The 18519-nt window shown below is 37.6% G+C and carries 19 protein-coding genes and 4 pseudogenes; 14 read left to right on the forward strand and 9 right to left on the reverse strand.

Annotated elements, in window-relative coordinates; genetic code table 11:
* The first annotated feature begins 48 nt into the window (after positions 1-48).
* A pseudogene (locus tag ACWYN3_RS15150) lies at positions 49-1229 on the forward strand (cation:dicarboxylate symporter family transporter).
* 80 nt (positions 1230-1309) lie between these two features.
* Here the strand turns inward: ACWYN3_RS15150 and ACWYN3_RS15155 are convergent.
* Positions 1310-1627: pseudogene (locus ACWYN3_RS15155) on the reverse strand (zinc-binding dehydrogenase); the annotation flags it as partial.
* A gap of 11 nt (positions 1628-1638) precedes the next feature.
* On the reverse strand, positions 1639-2253 hold the full coding sequence (locus ACWYN3_RS15160) for an NADP-dependent oxidoreductase (RefSeq protein WP_456221887.1): 615 nt from the start codon (positions 2251-2253) through the stop codon (positions 1639-1641).
* Between the two features lie 177 nt (positions 2254-2430).
* Here ACWYN3_RS15160 and ACWYN3_RS15165 point away from each other — a divergent pair, with 177 nt between their 5' ends.
* From ACWYN3_RS15165 to ACWYN3_RS15185, 5 genes are all read left to right on the forward strand, one after another.
* A complete protein-coding gene (locus ACWYN3_RS15165) occupies positions 2431-3267 on the forward strand; it encodes a mechanosensitive ion channel family protein (RefSeq protein ID WP_456221888.1) in 837 nt (278 codons plus the stop codon).
* Positions 3268-3373: 106 nt separating this feature from the next.
* Positions 3374-4213, forward strand: coding sequence for an alpha/beta hydrolase (locus ACWYN3_RS15170; protein WP_456221889.1), 840 nt, complete (start codon positions 3374-3376; stop codon positions 4211-4213).
* Positions 4214-4744, forward strand: a complete 531-nt coding sequence (locus ACWYN3_RS15175) for a GNAT family N-acetyltransferase (RefSeq protein ID WP_456221890.1) — start codon at positions 4214-4216, stop codon at positions 4742-4744.
* 2 nt (positions 4745-4746) lie between these two features.
* The gene (locus tag ACWYN3_RS15180) at positions 4747-5556 is read left to right on the forward strand and encodes an AraC family transcriptional regulator (RefSeq protein WP_456221891.1); all 810 of its coding nucleotides are present in this window, start codon (positions 4747-4749) and stop codon (positions 5554-5556) included.
* 76 nt (positions 5557-5632) lie between these two features.
* Entirely contained in the window at positions 5633-6580 is a 948-nt protein-coding gene (locus ACWYN3_RS15185; RefSeq protein ID WP_456221892.1) for a nitrilase family protein, read from the forward strand.
* On the opposite strand, the gene ACWYN3_RS15190 is transcribed toward ACWYN3_RS15185, so the two are convergent.
* Positions 6570-7097 (reverse strand): response regulator transcription factor, encoded by a 528-nt coding sequence (locus tag ACWYN3_RS15190; RefSeq protein ID WP_456221893.1) that lies wholly within the window; start codon positions 7095-7097, stop codon positions 6570-6572. The genes ACWYN3_RS15185 and ACWYN3_RS15190 overlap by 11 nt on opposite strands.
* Before the next feature lie 151 nt (positions 7098-7248).
* The gene (locus tag ACWYN3_RS15195) at positions 7249-8550 is read right to left on the reverse strand and encodes a sensor histidine kinase (RefSeq protein ID WP_456221894.1); all 1302 of its coding nucleotides are present in this window, start codon (positions 8548-8550) and stop codon (positions 7249-7251) included.
* Positions 8551-8691: 141 nt separating this feature from the next.
* On the opposite strand from ACWYN3_RS15195, the gene ACWYN3_RS15200 reads away from it, so the two are divergent.
* The 3 genes and pseudogenes from ACWYN3_RS15200 to ACWYN3_RS15210 form a co-directional block, all read left to right on the forward strand.
* Entirely contained in the window at positions 8692-9666 is a 975-nt protein-coding gene (locus ACWYN3_RS15200; protein ID WP_456221895.1) for a DUF4270 family protein, read from the forward strand.
* Positions 9650-10045 (forward strand): hypothetical protein, encoded by a 396-nt coding sequence (locus ACWYN3_RS15205; RefSeq protein WP_456221896.1) that lies wholly within the window; start codon positions 9650-9652, stop codon positions 10043-10045. Before ACWYN3_RS15200 ends, ACWYN3_RS15205 begins: the two co-directional genes overlap by 17 nt.
* Positions 10046-10190: 145 nt before the next feature.
* A pseudogene (locus ACWYN3_RS15210) lies at positions 10191-10772 on the forward strand (Kelch repeat-containing protein); the annotation flags it as partial.
* Positions 10773-11120: 348 nt separating this feature from the next.
* On the opposite strand, the gene ACWYN3_RS15215 reads toward ACWYN3_RS15210, so the two are convergent.
* Complete coding sequence (locus ACWYN3_RS15215; RefSeq protein ID WP_456221897.1) at positions 11121-11594, reverse strand: RidA family protein; 474 nt, start codon at positions 11592-11594, stop codon at positions 11121-11123.
* 161 nt (positions 11595-11755) lie between these two features.
* Here ACWYN3_RS15215 and ACWYN3_RS15220 point away from each other — a divergent pair, with 161 nt between their 5' ends.
* From ACWYN3_RS15220 to ACWYN3_RS15235, 4 genes and pseudogenes are all read left to right on the forward strand, one after another.
* A complete protein-coding gene (locus tag ACWYN3_RS15220; protein WP_456221898.1) occupies positions 11756-12328 on the forward strand; it encodes a hypothetical protein in 573 nt (190 codons plus the stop codon).
* Positions 12329-12576: 248 nt separating this feature from the next.
* The gene (locus ACWYN3_RS15225; RefSeq protein WP_456221899.1) at positions 12577-12879 is read left to right on the forward strand and encodes a winged helix-turn-helix domain-containing protein; all 303 of its coding nucleotides are present in this window, start codon (positions 12577-12579) and stop codon (positions 12877-12879) included.
* A gap of 52 nt (positions 12880-12931) precedes the next feature.
* Positions 12932-14397: pseudogene (gene creD, locus ACWYN3_RS15230) on the forward strand (cell envelope integrity protein CreD).
* A gap of 93 nt (positions 14398-14490) precedes the next feature.
* The gene (locus tag ACWYN3_RS15235; protein WP_456221900.1) at positions 14491-14874 is read left to right on the forward strand and encodes a ribosomal maturation YjgA family protein; all 384 of its coding nucleotides are present in this window, start codon (positions 14491-14493) and stop codon (positions 14872-14874) included.
* Here ACWYN3_RS15235 and ACWYN3_RS15240 read toward each other — a convergent pair.
* Positions 14831-15613 carry a helix-turn-helix domain-containing protein gene (locus ACWYN3_RS15240; protein ID WP_456221901.1) on the reverse strand — a complete coding sequence of 261 codons (783 nt, stop codon included), beginning with the start codon at positions 15611-15613 and terminating at the stop codon, positions 14831-14833. The genes ACWYN3_RS15235 and ACWYN3_RS15240 overlap by 44 nt on opposite strands.
* Before the next feature lie 185 nt (positions 15614-15798).
* Here ACWYN3_RS15240 and wrbA point away from each other — a divergent pair, with 185 nt between their 5' ends.
* Positions 15799-16944: an NAD(P)H:quinone oxidoreductase gene (wrbA, locus tag ACWYN3_RS15245; protein WP_456221902.1), complete on the forward strand. Its 1146-nt coding sequence runs from the start codon at positions 15799-15801 to the stop codon at positions 16942-16944.
* Between the two features lie 47 nt (positions 16945-16991).
* Here wrbA and ACWYN3_RS15250 read toward each other — a convergent pair whose 3' ends face one another.
* The 3 genes from ACWYN3_RS15250 to ACWYN3_RS15260 all read right to left on the reverse strand — a co-directional run bounded on the left by ACWYN3_RS15250 (position 16992) and on the right by ACWYN3_RS15260 (position 18481).
* Positions 16992-17252 carry a hypothetical protein gene (locus ACWYN3_RS15250; RefSeq protein ID WP_456221903.1) on the reverse strand — a complete coding sequence of 87 codons (261 nt, stop codon included), beginning with the start codon at positions 17250-17252 and terminating at the stop codon, positions 16992-16994.
* Between the two features lie 219 nt (positions 17253-17471).
* Positions 17472-18128 (reverse strand): aminotransferase class I/II-fold pyridoxal phosphate-dependent enzyme, encoded by a 657-nt coding sequence (locus tag ACWYN3_RS15255; RefSeq protein WP_456221904.1) that lies wholly within the window; start codon positions 18126-18128, stop codon positions 17472-17474.
* Between the two features lie 35 nt (positions 18129-18163).
* A complete protein-coding gene (locus ACWYN3_RS15260) occupies positions 18164-18481 on the reverse strand; it encodes a hypothetical protein (protein ID WP_456221905.1) in 318 nt (105 codons plus the stop codon).
* Between the last annotated feature and the right edge of the window lie 38 nt (positions 18482-18519).

The raw sequence follows: 18519 nt of genomic DNA on the forward strand, positions 1-18519 counted from the left end.
TGATAAATTCGTTAGATTTGAACGATAAATTTTTAAATACCTGATAGATTGCGGAAGATATTTTCCAACCTGGCCTTCCAGGTACTTATAGCCTTAATTGCCGGTATAGCTGCAGGGATCTATTTCCCTGCATTTGCTATAAAACAGCGTTTTATAGGTACCTATTTTATAAGTGCAACAGAGTGGTTTGTTGCTCCGGTTATTTTTCTCTCGATTACTACGGGGATAGCCGGTATAGCCAGTCTAAGGAAACTGGGACGTATAGCATTGAAATCAATTATTCTTTTCGAGGTGCTGACCACTATCGCCATCATTTTTGGTTTATCGATGGCTGCCTTGCTTAAACCGGGTACGATCAATAAGGGAAATCTACAGGAAATCATCAAAATTCATTTTAAGTTACCTTATCATGAAACATCTTCCGGATGGAGTAGCTTCCTCCCCGCTCAAAATGTATTGTGGATTTTAACCCTCGCTATGGCTGTAGGGCTCCTGCTTCACTTTCTTCCGAAAAAAGACAAGTATATAATGAAGCTGGAAAAGATAAGAGATATGATTTTCCGGGTAATCACGTTATTTTTCAGCCTTACGCCAATGGCTGTTTTTAGTGGTATGGCTTATACCATTGCTAGTTTTGGACTGCATTCTATTTTACCTATGAGAAACTGGTTGCAGTAATGTATCTGCTTGTTATCATTTTTGTTTTTGTCTTTTTAGGGCTGCTGTTACGTTATTATAAATTCAGTATCTGGCAGTTACTGGTATTAATCAGAGAAGAAATACTGATTGTTTTCGGTACATCTTCTTCCCGGACAGTGATCCCGTTACTGATTCCCCGCCTCGAAAATTACGGGTGCAGCAAACAGGTAACCGGTTTTGTGTTATCTATGGGTTATTCCTTTAACCTGATCGGCACCTCCATTTACCTTGGCTTGTGTACCATGTTTTTGATTCAACTGTATAATATAGAAGTAGATATGTATACCTATTTCAAGATCATCATGATTCTGATGCTTGTCTCTAAAGGTGCTTCCGGTGTGCCGGGTGCAGGATTTATAGCTTTAAGTTCTGCTATTTATATTCTACCGGAAATACCTTACGAAGGATTACTGTTCATTGTAGCCGTAGAAAGGTTTCTAAATGAAGCACGTTCAATTACCAATACGATTGGAAATGCGGCTTGTACTTTAGTGATTGCAAAAAGTGAGAACGAATTCGCAGAACAATAAAACCGCGGATATTCCTTAAAAAATACCCGTGGTTCATGAAAATAGTAACGGATTATTATCCGGAGATTAAAACCCTGTCCTTAGATAACGATTACCGTTTTACCCAAAGCCTTTCCAGTTTTACTTTTTGCTATAGCGCCCGGCGCCTCATTTAATGAAATCGTTTGAATTGGGATTTCAATACTTCCAGCTTCAATCATTTCACTTACCCCTTCTAGTAAAGCCACACTACCTTTTACCTCAAAATTACCGCCACGGATATTTCTGGCTTCCAGTTTTGCTGCATTCGCAGATCCGATAGTAGTAAAAGCAATTCCTCCCGGTTTCACTACCGATATTATCTGATCAAATGCATCCGAATTACTTGCCAGATCGATCAAGGCATCCACCCCTTCAGGATAAGCTTCTTTTACCTGCTGTGCAAGATCTCCTGTGAGTAATCAAAAGTATCAGAAGCACCTGCCTTTTTAATACTATCCTCCGCGTCTTCTCCCCTTGCTGTAGCTAATACTTTAATCCCATTTAAAGCAGCAAAAACAGTTGCAAATGTACCTACGCCACCAGTAGCCCCTACAATAAGTACAGTGTTTCCTTTACTCAGCCCAAGATTTTTTACCAGTTGAAAAGCCGTCATACCGGCTACCGGAGAAGCGGCAGCCTGCTCAAATGATAATCCTGGAGGCATTTTGGTAATGATAACCTTTTCAGGTACAGCAATGTATTCAGCATAAGTACCTTCTCCTATCGGAGCATGCAGCATTTGACCGTATACCTTGTCGCCAACTTTAAAACGACTGACTCCTTCTCCAACTTCTTCAACTATCCCAGCACCATCTACACCTAATATTAATGGGAACACATGCGGCATTTTCCCATCAAGCATACCATCTGCTATACGCCAGTCTGTTGGATTAAGTCCTGCGGTTTTAAGCTTAATCAATATATACCCAGGCTGTATTTCGGGTTTTAAACTTTCTATCAATTCTGGAGCATCCTTAAATGCTTTTACTGCAACTGCTTTCATAGGTTTGATTTAAATACTAATTGTTTTTCAGTCTATTAAGCAATATATATCGTGCCACAAGTTCGAAAACGAACTCCATTATGGCTTTTTTAATGAAAAAATTGAAATAATGGCACCATAAATGCTAAAACCCAATTATCATACAAAAAGGCCTCCTGCCTACAAAAACAAGATCATATGGATAAATTAGAACTCAACTTATCACGTTTGCTGGACACTTTTATCAGCAAAGTCCCTACCCTTTTACTTGCATTAGCTACTTTATTAATAGGTTTCTGGTTAATCAAATTTTTAGTCCGCTTTTTGAATAATTATCTTCACAAGGGCAAAATTGACACTTCACTTTCTAATTTTTTAATCAGTATTCTGAAAGTTATACTTTATATCCTTTTACTGGTTACAGTCGCTTCAACTCTAGGTATAGAAACAACTTCTTTTGTAGCTATTTTAGCTTCTGCGGGACTTGCTGTAGGTTTGGCACTGCAGGGAAGTCTTTCCAATTTTGCAGGCGGGGTATTAATCCTGTTATTCAAACCATTTAGAGTAGGTCATTTTATTTCTTCAAGCAATGGTGTAGATGGTACTGTTCTTAAGATCGATATTCTGTACACTACATTGAGAGCGAAAAACGGGACTACCTTATATGCGCCAAACGGGCCTTTGGCAAACGCAGTACTCAATAACGTTTCAGATAATGAAACCCGCATGCAAGAATACAGTATCGGGATTTCTTACCAGGCGAATATTGACATCGCCAGAAAAGTTATTTTAAGTACACTGGCAAATGACCCACTAGTCCTTAAAGATCCGGCACCAGTGGTTTTGGTTGCTTCATTAGGTGATAATGCAGTAAATCTGACTATCAGATCATGGTCTGCCAATGCCGATTTCTGGCCAACTTATCACCGCAATTTCCAATTGATCAAAGAAGCACTTGATCAGCATAACATTGGTATTCCATATCCGCAACGCGAGATACATATTATACCAGCCAGCACTGATTTACCAGACTAAACGAGCTCATGAGACGGGTTCAAAATTACCCGTCTCATTTATCCTTATCCCGTCAAATTTCTACCATGCCTTTTTTAAATAATAATTAAATTGATAGCTTTATCCAATGAAGCACTTGTTTATCTTTCTATTATCATTTATTTTATCCATTAACGTTTCCAAAGCTCAGGATAAATCTGCAGTCATTCAAACCTCTGCACGTCCATTCGAATTGGGTGTAACAGACGAGATCCAATCTTCCCAATTATCAGAGAAGAGAATCCTGAATATCTATTTGCCAGAAGGTTATGATCAGGATCTTAAAACAACTTATCCGGTTATTTATCTTTTAGACGGATCAGCCAGTGAAGACTTTATCCATATAGCTGGTCTGGTTCAGTTTTCTACAATGATACAGGCTATGCCAAAATCAATAGTTATTGGTATTGCAAATATTGATAGGAAAAGAGATTTCACCTTTCCTACTACTATTGCAAAAGATCTTAAGGATTTCCCAACTACTGGAAAATCAGAAAGATTCATGGCTTTTGTAGAAAAGGATTTACAGCCTTATATCCAGCAGAAATACAGAACCAATAGTTCCAAAACAATTATTGGCCAGTCACTGGGAGGTTTATTCGCTACCGAAGTACTGTTAAAAAAGCCTTCTCTTTTCAATAATTATATCATTATAAGTCCAAGTTTATGGTGGGATAATCAATCATTACTAAGCAAAGCACCTGAATTATTAAAATCGTTATCCGATAAGAGTATCAATGTATATGTATCAGTGGGTACAGAGGGTAAAGTCATGGAAAATGACGCAAGCAACCTTGCTGCAATTCTAAAAAAATCAACTGATAAAAATCTGCAGGTAACCTTTAACCCTATGCCGGCAGAAAATCATCTGACCATTTTACACAATAGTGTGTACAAAGCATTTGGAATATTAAATGCCAAAAAATAATTGATTTATCAGCCGATGCAAAATAGCCTGAACACAGAAAGATTGCTGATCAACACAGTTACCCTTGATGATGCCCCTTTCATTCTGGAACTGCTCAATACTCCGGGATGGCTTAAATTTATTGGGGACAGAAATGTTAAAACAATTGAAGACGCTAAGAATTACATTTTAAAATTAACAGGAGGTCCGGGTACAAACTACTTCCTTGTAAAATTGCTTGACCAGCAGGTTCCTGCAGGGGTTATCACTTTAATGAAGCGTGACTACCTTGATCATCATGATATCGGGTTTGCTTTTCACCCCGACCATGCCGGCAAAGGATATGCTTTTGAAGCTGCAAAAGAAGTTTTGGATCAGTTAAAAACCGACCCTTCCCATACTTATATTCAGGCTATTGTGTTAAAAACAAACACAAAATCCGTTCAATTAATTGAAAAACTAGGTTTAACTTATGAAAAAGATCTGAAGAGAGATGACGAGGATCTTTTCTTATATTCGCTTGCTACAAAAGATTTTCATACAGCCATTTAAACATGCAGGTATCACCATCCATTGATTTGTCAGCATATATTAAGCATTACCTTTTTTTAACTACTAAAAACAAGGAGGTTAAAAAATTACGCTTATTTTCTGATGGAAATACAGGGATGGTATTTTCTTTTAAAGATCAGCTGATCTCACAATTCAATAAACGGAACACTCCTTACTACTTGCCAGACTCTTTTATATATGGACAACTGAGTTCTTTTAAGGATCTGTATTGTATGGGTGAAACATCATTAATGATCGTTGTTTTTCATCCCCACGGCTTAAGTAATATTTTAGCCATCCCATCAGATGAACTCATAAACAAGAATATCAAAACGGATGAGTTATTTGGTTCAAAGGGTGACGAGCTGCACGAAAAATTATCTAACAGCAATAATATACAGGATAAAATTACCCTGGTGGAAAACTTTTTCAGAAAGACAATTGCAATCAGAAATCTCCCGAACCAACCATTAATCACCGCTTCTATTAACTACATTACACAAAATAAAGGTTTGCTTCCAATTAGCAGGTTAACAGAATTTACTGGTTATCACGAGAGGAAGCTTGAACGGACTTTTATTCAATCTATAGGAATCAGCCCTAAAAGATTCAGTAATATTATCAAACTGCATGTGTTTTTAAAACAGCTGAGAGATCAACCAGCTCAGGCTAATTTCACTTATCTTGGATATGAAGCCGGTTATTATGATCAGCCCCACCTTATCCGGGAATTCAAAAAATATACCGGGCTGACTCCCAGCCAGTATAATAGTATCACAAATCCGCTGGCTATCAATTTCCTGGGATTCTAAAAAATCGTTACACTGTCGGATTTGTACATTTTTTAAAAATCCTCCTATCCTATCTTTGTTAAAAAAATTGATAAAGATGGAGAAACTCAAAATAGCCACAGCACAATTTGAAACAAAAAGCGGAGATAAGAAATATAATCTTTCTGTAATAGCGGAACTTGCCGGTAAGGCAGCAGCCGATGGCTCACAGGTAATCGCTTTTCATGAGTGTTCAATCACAGGATATACTTTTGCCAGAAATCTATCCAAAGAACAAATGCTTGATTTAGCAGAATTAATCCCCTCAGGAGAAAGTATTTTAGAACTTACCGCCATAGCGACCAGATACAATATCGCAATTCTGGCTGGTCTTTTTGAAAAAGACGCTGAAGGTAATCTCTTCAAAGCTTACGTATGTGTAGACCAAAATGGGTTGGTTGCTAAATTCAGAAAGCTGCATCCTTTTATTAATCCTTTCCTTACACCGGGTGATGAATACTGCATTTTTGAGCTTTATGGATGGAAATGCGGTATTTTAATCTGTTACGACAATAATATCATTGAAAATGTAAGGGCTACAAAACTGCTTGGTGCAGATATTATCTTTATGCCTCATGTAACGATGTGCACTCCTTCGACAAGACCAGGAGCAGGATTTGTAGCTCCAGAACTTTGGAAAGACAGGGAAAACGATCCTACCTCTCTTCGTCTGGAATTTGAGGGGATGAAAGGTCGTGACTGGTTAATGAAATGGCTACCTGCAAGATCTTATGACAATGCCATTTATACCGTATTCTCTAATCCGATTGGTATGGATGATGATCAGCTAAAAAATGGATGTTCCATGATTATTGATCCTTTTGGGGACGTATTAAGTGAATGCAAAACTTTGGGTGATGGTTATGTAACTGCCGTTCTGACTCCTGAAAAACTGAAACAAGCTGGAGGCTATCGTTACATTCAGGCCAGAAGACCAGATCTTTACAGCCATATTATCGGCAGCCCGCATAAATCAGAACAAAAAGTAGTCTGGCTTAATGAATAATCAGCATATAGCCTACCCCTCTGATATTTAAAATTTCAATTTTAGGATCCGATTTAAGATAAGACCTGAGCCTGGATATAAAAACATCCAGGCTTCTTCCTGTAAAAAAACTTTCATACTCCCATAACTCCGAGAGGATATCTGATCTTTTTACAATCTGGTTCCGATGTTCCAATAGCATTCTTAAAAGTTCTGATTCCCGATATGACATTTTCCTTTCTTTACCATTTACAGATAGCGTGTTGTACATCGCATCAAAAGAATAATTGCCAATCACATATTTAGTAGGAATAACTTTATCTAATCGTTTTAGCTGAGCTTCCATACGAACAATTAATTCTTCAATACTATAAGGTTTTTTCATATAATCATTAGCCCCAATACCAAAGCCCTTGAGTACATCAGCTGTTTGAACCCTTGCTGTCACGAAGATAATTGGGATTTTATGATCTATTTCCCTGATTTTTCTCGCCAGATCAAAACCGTCTAACTCCGGAACCATGACATCTAAGATCACTATGTCTGGCTTAATACTTGTGAAATGCTGAAATGCATCAGCTCCGTTAGTATAATGGGTAAGAATATCCCCTTAAATTTAAGACAATCCGATACGATTTGGGCCAAATCCATTTCATCCTCAACAAATAATATATCAGCCATAGTTTAAATTATTTAACAGGAATTAAGATTGTAAAAATACTGCCACTCTTTTCATTACTGAAAAGAGCAATTGTACCACTATGCTGATCAACAACTTGCTTAACATAAGAAAGTCCCAGACCAAACCCTTTAACCCTTAGCAATCTTTTGTCAGGAACCCTGAAAAACTGGTCGAATACACTTTTCTGGTAAATTTCGGGAATACCAATTCCATTATCACTTACAGTCAGAAGCCATCCTTTTTTAGTAGTCTGGCTCCTGATTACAATCTGAGGCTTTATCAATGTATATTTTATTGCATTGTCTATCAGGTTTCTGATTGCATTTCCAAGATGAACAGGATCAGCCAGTATTTCGGGGGCATCATCCAGGTATAAATGTATATCGGCAGGTTCTTCCGCCAGGGAGTATTTCTTAACTATACTACTGATCAAATGATTAATATCAATAAGCTCTCTGAACAGAATCATTTTATGGTGTTCAAAAACTGAAAGCTCCAATATCATTTCTATCAAACGGGAAAGATGATCCAGTTCATTTTTAGACACATTTAAATACAAATTGGTCTTATCTTTATCTTCCAGAATCTCATAGTTTCTCATCGCTTCAATAGCAACGGAAACCGTTGAAAGCGGTGTTTTCAACTCGTGGGTCATGTTGTTGATCATATCGTTTTTAACAACTGATAATTTCCGCTGCATAAAAATGGTAACCAGCATATAGATAAAACAAGAAGTAGTAAAAAGGATCAATAGAATCGAAGCTCCGAATTGCCATTTCATCTTTTGCAACACATGTAAGATCGGAGCTTTATAGGGAACTGCCCGGTAAATTTTTGCAGCACCACTTTCTTTAACTATGTAATTTTCGGTTGTGTTCCTCGATTTAAGATCTCCAGGAGATAATTTTCTTGCTGCAATTATAGGACTCGAAGTCATCACGCTATTCTTTCTATTAAATTTGGCGGGCAAAGCTTCAATAGCTAATGTTGCAGGGTACGCTACTATCGCTGATAACCCTGGAGTTACAGTTCCTGGCTGCATATTTTCCATTCTTTCAGCTGGCCTTGTGGTTCTGCCAAACGTAACTGGGCTTGCTTCTACTGTTGTTGAGAAAGCAATTATAGACTTCGCGTCCGCAGGCTGAGCTCCCAGTGTTTGCACTGGCAGAAACATATCAAAATCTTTTGAGAACAGGGGCTGTCCACTATAATAAGTATAATCTTTATATAACCAAAGCCCCTGAGTAAGTATCACACCTAGTATACAGATGGTCATTAAACCTAAGATATATTTTATGCGGTTTGTCATCTTCTTTTATCTTCGATCATGGCAGCAAATGTAATTTGCTCATCTTAAGTAACACTATCACTTAACTCTTTTTAACATATTGTAACCTTCATTAACACTATTCCAGCTCAGCTCTATTTGACCAAATAATTTTAGTTAAACATGAGACACACTTCTACATTTTACCGATTAACCTGTCTGGCATTTTGCTTTACTGCCATTCTACTTAGTGCTTGTAAAAAAGGTCAGACGTTCAGCCCGGGAGCTCAGGATGAACTCCATGTAGAAACCGTAGATACCGTTCAAGTCAAGGCATCAACTTATCTGCTGGATTCATTACCTACCTCAAATAATGGAGTAATACTTCTGGGACAAATAGATGATCAGGATTTTGGAAAACTAGCTGCATCTTCTTATCTGCTGCTTATTCCTCCCCCGTCAGGTACACCTGATATCCCAAAAGGAGCAACATTTGACTCGTTCACACTGGTATTAAAATATAATAAAGCTTATTCAGGAGATACATTAACCCAACAAAACCTATCAGTTCATCGTCTGACTGAGGAGATGGTTTTACGTAAAATCCCTGGCCCCACTGAAAATGAACAAATCCCCTTATATGTTAAAGCACCTGCACTATATAGTACGACTAAGTTCAAACATGAAACTATCCCAATGGGTAATTTAGGACTACAGGTCAAACCTTTGGGCGGAGATAGTGTCATCATCCCGCTTAGTGAAACCTTAGGAAGAGAATTTTTAGACCTTATGGCTAAAAAAGACAGCCGTTTTGCAAGTGAGACTGAATTTATTAAATACTTCAAAGGAATCGTTCTCAAAACGACACAAGGAAACAGCATCACTGGATTCAAAGCGGATGCGGTCAAACTAAATGTCAACTATAACTATGTCAATTCAGGTGGATTCTCCAAAAAGGATCAGGTGATTTTTTCGGCAAAAACCGTTGATTATCAATTCAATCATTTTGATACAGACAGGAGTCAGACCAAACTTAAAGCACTAAGCAATACAAACAAAGAACTGAGTGCCTCACTTACAGGTCAGGAGCTATTTATTCAGGGAGGTACAGGTCTGGTAACTAAACTTCAGTTTCCTACGCTTGTCAATTTTCTATGAATCAAAAAAAGTAGTTAACAAAATAGAACTGCTCATTGAGACAAAACCTGCCTACTATTCTATTTTCAAGGCGCCTCCATCTCTTGTTTTATTTATTGCGAACTCAGCAAATGTACCTAAGACTATCCTGCAAAATGATTATAAAGAAGGAGATCAGACAGCTGCATTTGAGCCTGGTAACGACGTTGGATCAACTGGAAAATATCGGTTTTTACTGACACAATATGCGTCCGAATTAAAGAAAGGTACCTATAAAAATACTTCACTAATGTTAAGTATGCCAACAGATCAGCTATTGAGCTCTGTTAGCAGAGCTCAGCTGTCTACCAGTACAACAGCCCATGCTATCAAACTAGTAATTACATACACTAAATATTAAATTCTAAAACAATGATTAAAAAACTATTATCCGCTTCGTTTATTATCGCGATCATATTATTAGGAAGCTGTAAAAAAAAAAAGATAAAGACGACGACCCAAAAGAATGGGTAAGAGGGTCAGATTTTGAAGGCTCTCCCCGTAGTGCAGCAGCGAGCTTCGTTATAGATGGAAAAATCTATATAACCGGCGGATTTAACGGAGAGAAAAGATTGAATGACCTTTGGATGTATGACCCAAAGCTAACCAACTGGTATAAAATAGCCGATGCCGACTTTCCTGGCATAGCCAGAAATTATGCTGTAGCATTCAGTATGAATGGAAAAGGCTATGTAGGAACAGGTACAGACGGTACTAACTCTTTAAAAGATTTCTATCAGTTTACTCCTGAAACCAAACAATGGAAAAAAATTGCAGACTTCCCAGGCGAACCGAGATATGGCGCGATTGCCTTTTCCGGTACAGGTAAAGGTTATGTAGGTTCAGGTACTTCAATTAATGGTGACCTAAAGGATTTCTATAGTTACAACCCACTTTCAGATACCTGGGCGCAGGTTACTAGTTTACCAGGTACAAAAAGAGCATATGCTTTTACCTTTACACTTGGTGATCTTTCTTATATCGAAGTGGAACAAATAACGGTTCCAATTTATCAGATTTCTGGAGTTATAATACTCAAAATGATACCTGGATCAAAAAGAATGAAATCTATCGGGATGATAAAATAGAAGGCAATAAAAAATATCAGTATGATCTTAGACGCAGATCTGCTGCAACCTTTATAATTGGTAATAAAGCATACATTTCAGGAGGAATTTCCAGTGGTATAACCGGAACAACATGGGCTTATGATTCTACGATAGATCTTTGGGAACAACATCAGGATCTTGGTGGTGTCTCTCGTGAATCTGCAATTGGTTTTGGAATAGATGGCAAAGGTTATATTGCAACCGGAAAAAATGGAAGCTATTTTGATGATTTATGGGTATTCACTCCTAATAAATAATAATTCATGAAATTGATACTCTTTGTATTAAAAGAGTATCAATTTATTAATATACATTAACGATAACAGGCTATTTATTTTTCGGAATAACTACTGTAGCTTCTATCTCAATCAGGATATCATCTCTGAAAAGTTTGCTAACCTGAACAAGTGTGCTTGTCGGAGGAGTTTTGATATTAATGAATTTATCCCTGACTTCCCGCAAGAGCTTTATCTCTGAAACATTGATCATATAATAATTAAGCTTCACAATATCATTCATTGAGCCACCCGCCGCTTCAACGATGTGTCTGATATTTACAAAAACCTGTTCAGCCTGTTTAGACAGATCATTATTTCCCACCAGCTCACCGGCTTGATTTAAAGGAACCTGCCCCGAAAGCATAATCATTTTACTCGGCCCAAGATCAATTTCTACTGCCTGGCTATACCCCTTAGCTGAAGGTACTTTGACCGGATCAAAAAACTTAACTGGCTTTGAAGCTTCCTGTGCAAGACATGAAGAAGAAACACCTATAAAAATTAAACAAAGAAATCGGTTCATATGTCTTGTCTTTCTAATTGATTACCTGCTAAATTTAACCGTTTATATACAGAATTTCAAATCGATCATCCTTATTTTATAGCTTTTCAAAAGATACAATCAAATAATTCTTGCAGAATTAAATCTTTATGTTTTACTTTGTAATTCAAAGTTCTTTTAAAATGCAAGAAAAAGATATTTATTCAGAGCTCAGTTCTATTCGTAACCTGATGGAACGCTCCAGCAAGTTTATTTCACTAAGTGGTTTATCAGGAATCATGGCTGGGATATACGCACTGATTGGTTCCTTTATAGGCTACAAAATAGTTTACAATGACCACGGTGGTCTGCAATACAGAAGCAGTTATATCAGTCAGCCAGAAGTTTTGTGGCAATTAGCCCTGATCGCAGCACTTGTTCTGGTTTTTTCACTGGTTACAGGAATCTGGTTAACTATCCGCCAGGCGCGTAAAAAAGGAGAGAAATTCTGGAACCCGGTAAGTAAACGTCTTTTAGTCAATATGGCTATTCCCCTATTGACAGGAGGATTATTCATATTAATCCTATTGATACGCGGTGATTACGGAATTATAGCATCTGCCTGTCTGTCTGATCTTTTATGGCCTTGCACTCATTGCTGCAAGTCATTATACACTATCGGATGTGAAGTGGCTTGGCTTCTGCGAAATTGCTCTTGGTTTAGTTGCAGCATTACTTCCCGGATATGGCATAGTCTTCTGGACAGTTGGTTTTAGCATTCTGCATATTCTTTATGGTTCAATCATGCACTTTAAATACAACCAGTGAAACCATCATGTGCAGCAGAACACTAACCGAAATGAACCGAGCTTTTAGCGAGTTCCTGAACACAAATTCAAAATAAGAGCTAGTGAAAAACAAAATTGGGTAGCACATGATAGCTTCATCACCGATAAAACCACGTAGTGCTCTTGAGAACCATTAAAAACTTAAACACCACGAAAAAAAAACAATTATTATACTGATGAAAATCTCTTTAGAATCTTTCGATAAAGCCTTTGAAAACCGGTTGCGCCTACAGATTATGAGCGTACTGGCTGCCAATGATTATTATGATTTTAATGCTTTGAAAGAGCTGCTGAATGCAACAGACGGGAATCTTGCCTCCCACCTAAAAGCTTTGGAAAAAGAAGAATATATTACAGTCAATAAAAGTTTTATTGGCCGTAAACCCAATACCCAATACACTGCTTCGGCAAAAGGGATTATTGCATTTAAAAAACACCTTGAGGCACTTGAAAATTTAATTAAACAACAAAAGACATAATATTTTTTTTCTACTTATACTTTGAAATTCAAAGTACTTTTAAATAGCTAATATGAACAATCAACAACAACCACAGCAAAATGGATTCAGAACCTGGTTCTCAGAATCGGTAATAGTCAAATTATGTCTTATAGGCATTTTAACCCTGCTCCTGCTCATACCCTCGAGCCTGATACAGAACCTGATCGTTGAGCGACAGGCCAGACAGCAAGAGGTTAACAATGAAATATCAGATAAATGGTCTGGTAGCCAATTGGTAGAAGGCCCAATTTTAGTCATCCCCTATAAGACACAGTCAACCATAAAGACAGTGCAGGAAAAGTGACCGCTAAAGAAGTTTTAACCAATATTTACATCATGCCTGAAACTTTAAATATAGTGGGCAAAGCCGAGCCGCAGCTGCTCCATCGCGGGATATTTGATGCAGTAGTTTATAACTCCAAAATTAAAGTCAATGGTAAGTTCAGTGCTCTTGAATTAAGAAAATCGGGTATCAACCCCGATATGGTACAATGGGATAAAGCAAAAGTAGATATTGGGCTAAGTGATTTAAAAGGTCTGAAAAACAACCCGGTGATCAAACTGGCTAATAAGGATTACGCAGTTGAACCCGATTTCACCACACTTTCCTTATTTACAAATAACCTGATTATTCAGCCAGATTTGAGTGCGATTAAAAACACAGCACTTGATTTCAGCTTTGATCTTGATTTACGAGGCAGTAATGAACTCAACTTTCTGCATATTGGAAAAAGCACAACTGTAAAAATTGAAGGAACATGGGGCAATCCGAAATTTACGGGACGTTATCTTCCCGAACAGCGTAACGTATCAGCTACCGCATTTAATGCGACATGGAAAATGCCATATTTCAACAGACCTTTCTCTCAACAATGGATAGACGAAAACTCAACCCTGGTCACTGCTCCTTCAAAGAATAAAACTGCATCCAGAGAAACTGATGTTGAAACCCTGGTTCAAAATTCTTCAAGAGAAGGCGCTTTCGGTGTTCAGTTTATACTTCCCGTAGATCAGTATCAAAAAACTATGCGCTCTGGCAAATATTCAATTCTGATCATTATGCTAACCTTTATTTCGCTGTTCTTTACAGAGCTGCTGAACAAAAGAAAAGTACATCTTTTGCAGTACGTATTGATAGGTGCAGCAATGATTATTTATTATACTCTTCTATTATCATTTAGTGAACGGGTTGGTTTTAACATTGCGTATTTGATCGCCTCTGTTGCAACTGTTGCGCTGATAGGCTCCTTCATTGCAGCCTTATTGAAAACAAAAAAACCAGCAATGATATTTGTTGTTATCCTGACTATTTTTTATGGATTTATCTATGTGATTATCCAGCTGCAAGACCTTGCTTTACTTTTCGGAAGTATTGGTTTGTTCATTATTGTAGCTGCCCTGATGTTCCTGTCTGCAAAAATTGACTGGAACAGAAACCCATTAGCAGAACCAGAAGAGTCAGTTACGTCAGAACTGACTGAAACAACACAGAAATAACAAAACAGAGTCTTCAACTTAAAAGAATAAAAACAATTCTTCTAAAATAAGGAGGCCTTTGCCGGCCTCCTTTAATCTCAAATCCTTCTAAATATGTTTAGTTTTAACAAATACTACTTCGGGCTTACCCTCTTGTTATTTATTACCGAAGTCCTTATAGCACTATATGCACATGACCAGATTATCCGTCCATATGCAGGCGATTTTCTCATCGTTATCTTTCTCTATTGCCTGATCAGAACATTCTTGAACGCTCCGGCCAGACCAGTAGCTATATCAGTTCTATTATTCTCCTATCTTCTCGAAGCATCTCAATATTTCAACCTGATTCATCATTTAAACCTGGATGATTCAAAAATAGCTCCACTAATTTTAGGTAATAGTTTTAGCTGGATAGACATGCTTGCCTACACATTAGGAATCTGCGTTATTCTTATGTTACAATCATCTCCTGTGGTCTCACCCCCAATACGTTGAAAAACGTATTACTAAATGTAGAGACACTATCATATCCCACTTTTATAGCTACACTTTTAACATTTTCTCCGGAAATTGAGAGCAGTTCAACTGCTTTAATGATTTTATATAATTTGATATAACCAGCAACAGTTATTCCAATATCCTGCTTAAACAGCCGCTCCATAGTACGTGCAGAAAGATTGAAATTAGCCGCAACATCAGGTATTTTTATGTCATTAGCTACATTCTCTGTCAAATAATCAATCATACTCGCAATCCTTGGATTTCGAGGAACAGGTAACACAAGCGGTAAAGAAGTATCAAATGTTAAAGGAAGTATACCTATCAATGCTTTCAGGAAATCAAATTCCAGTGCGTCTTCCTCCTCGAGTCTTGACCATTGTTCTGTAAAAAGTATCATTTCTCTTAAAACCCTTGGTGTATGAAAGATATTCAGTTCCTTAAAAAACTTGTTATCTGCTGTTTTGCTTAAAAATATACAGCGCAGATATACAGGGCTTACAGGCGCAGACGTTTTATGCAAAAGTCCTGGCGGTATCCATGCACAATGATGGGTAGGCAATAAATAAGTTCTGTCCGGAGTATGCAAATATTGGACACCCTTTTCTACAAAAATAAGTTGTCCCATATGGTGAGAATGCCATTCGTCAGAAAACTTCCAATCAGCTTCGTGCCATACATAGGCCTCTTTTTGTACACTATCAACCGTTAAGTGGCAGAACCTTGATCTCTCCATTTGTCGTATTATAACATGCTATTGGCAAATATAGATATTTAAAGACATCAGGCTTTCATACCTTTGTAATCAATAATCCATAAAATAAATATAACATGAATTCAATAAATTTAATGCGTATAAAAACAAGCCTCCTTATTATGTTATGCATGTTTAGCGCTTCATTTTTAAAAGCACAAAGCAAAATGAAAGATGAACATTCAACTGTAAAAGTACTGGTACTCTTTAATACTGTAAATGGTGGAACTTATAAAATGGCTAAGGAAATTGCCGCCGGAATTGAGGATTTCCCGGGTGCTAAAGCTATATTAAAACAGGTTCCAAGAATTAAACCATTGGAAAATGAAGCTAAACAGCCATTCGCTGCTGTATCTTATGCAAACATCAATGAATTGCCAGATTACGATGGCATAGCTTTTGGATCTGCTGTACATTTCGGTAATATGAGTGCTGATATGCGTTATTTTCTTGATCAGTCTGTAAATATCTGGACATCCCGCAAACTAGAAGGAAAACCTGCAACCGTATTTATGTCATCGGGCAGCGGAGCAGGCAGAGAAGCAGCGATATTATCATTCTGGAATACATTAGCTATACACGGAATGATGATTGTACCAACCGGAATTATGGGAACAAGCGAAATAGATAAGTCTATCCCTCAGGGAAATACTGCATTTGGAGCTTCTTCGCTTGCAGGCATCCCACACAGTGAAAGACCTTCAAAAGGTGAGCTGCATATCGCCAGATTACAAGGTTATGCTTTAGCTAAAGCCGCCAAAGGTTATCAGTTAACAACTGATCATTCAGGCGGGCAAAAAATTGCTGGTCCGGGCGAACAAATATCTTCAGCGTCAAAAGAAGTACAGCAAACAAGTAACATAGAGACCAAATTAAAAGAACTGAATATCATTCTGCCTAAAGTACCTGCTCCGGTTGGCAACTATAAACCTTACCGGATCTCTGGCAAACAGGTTTTCATCAATCAGATTGCAATAAACAATGGTAAAGTAGATCACCCGGGGTTAATCGAAAAAGAAGTTACAGAAGAAGAAGCTAAATTAGCAACCCGTCAGACCATATTAAATGTTCTTGCGGTTTTAAAAGAAGCAGCAGGAGGAGATTTAGACAATGTAAAACAAGCAGTACAATTAACCGGTTATTTTTATACTCCGGCTGGTTATACAAAACATGCTGTACTGATGAACGAAGCCTCCAATCTTTTGGTACAGCTATTTGGTGAAAAAGGAATGCATACCAGGGCAACCGTAGGTGCCTCTTCGTTACCAATGAATTCATCTGTAGAAATTCAGGCAATTTTTGAACTGGAATAGATAAAACAATGATATGGTTCACCCCAGATAGGGCTGCGCCATATTATTTAAGCTACAAAATCTCTCAAATGATCTCTCAAATGATCTCTCAAAAAATCCTGGGAACACTTAAATCTGGCTACACTTGCAGCCTCATAGCCCTTTGCAGCTAATTCTATAGCCATATCCTCGTTTTCAGCAAACACGATTAACCATTTAAGTTCTCCTGTATCTGTGCAATTTCGTTCTGCTGCACTAAAATTGCTAATATGTATCTGTTCAGACGAATGGGCTTTACCAAATAGAAAATAAACTTTAAAAAATTTCATCAGAATATAGGTCAGATTGTAGATATACAAACGTATACTAAAACACTTTAGATGTCATTGAAATGTCATTTACAATATATGTATTTTAAGTATGTAATTGAGTCGCTATAGCAGCTAAATCTTTTAATCCTTTATCCAACCGGTCATTCCAGGGCGTACCATAATTTAACCGCATACAATGAGAAAATTGATTTTGAAGCGTAAAAAGCCTTCCTGGTGCTATACTAACCCCTTTTTTAATAGCGAGATCATATAGTTTGATAGTGTCAACCTTTTTATCAAACTCAACCCATAAAACCATACCTCCCTGTGGGCGGCTGACTTTTGTCCCTTGTGGAAAATAATCATTAATAGCCCGGATATATTGCAAGCTATTTGTATGCAAAATATTTCTGAGTTTACGTAAATGATGTTCATAGGGCCGGTTTCTAAAAAATTGGCAATAACTTCCTGCGTAATGCTTGTAGAAGCAATAGAGTGAAACAATTTCAGTCTTAAAATTTCAGATTTAAACTTTCCAGGTGATAACCAGCCTACACGATAACCGGGTGCGAGCGTCTTAGAAATAGAACTGCACCAGAGCACTAATCCACTTTCATCAAAACCTTTACAGGTACTCGGCCTGTTGGCACCAAAATATATATCTCCATAGATGTCATCCTCTATCAATGGAATATTATATTTTTGGATAAGTCTGACTACTTCTTTTTTATGCTCATCCGGCATCAGACTACCTAATGGATTACTAAAATTACTGACCAGTAAACATAAATTTATCTTATTAGCCTCTAATGCTTTTTTTAGTGCATCAATTTCTATTCCTGTTTGCGGATGTGTTGGCAGCTCCAATACCTTCAAACCAAGACTTCTGGCCAATTGTAAAACGCCAAAATATACCGGGCTTTCTACGGCTATCGTATCCCCCCAGGTTTTCCTAAAGCCATCATTGCATACGCAATTGCATTAATACAACCTGCTGTGGTAATAATATTTTCATGGCTTAAATCGGGCATATTGAAAGTGTGCCTAGCGATTTGCTTTCTTAATTTTTCATTTCCCTGGATTTCCCCATAAGCGGTACCGCTTCCTTTCAATTCCCGCATCGCCAGAATCAATCCTTTATTCAATTTGGCAATGGGTAATAATTCATCAGCTACAACAGCATGAGCAAGTGTAATGTTAATTGGAGCGGGATTACTATATACCTTTTCCAGTAGCTCTTCGATCACAATATTACCGCTCTCAGGGTCTGGCTGACTTGTTTTAG

The sequence above is a fragment of the Pedobacter sp. NJ-S-72 genome, assembly GCF_053890575.1.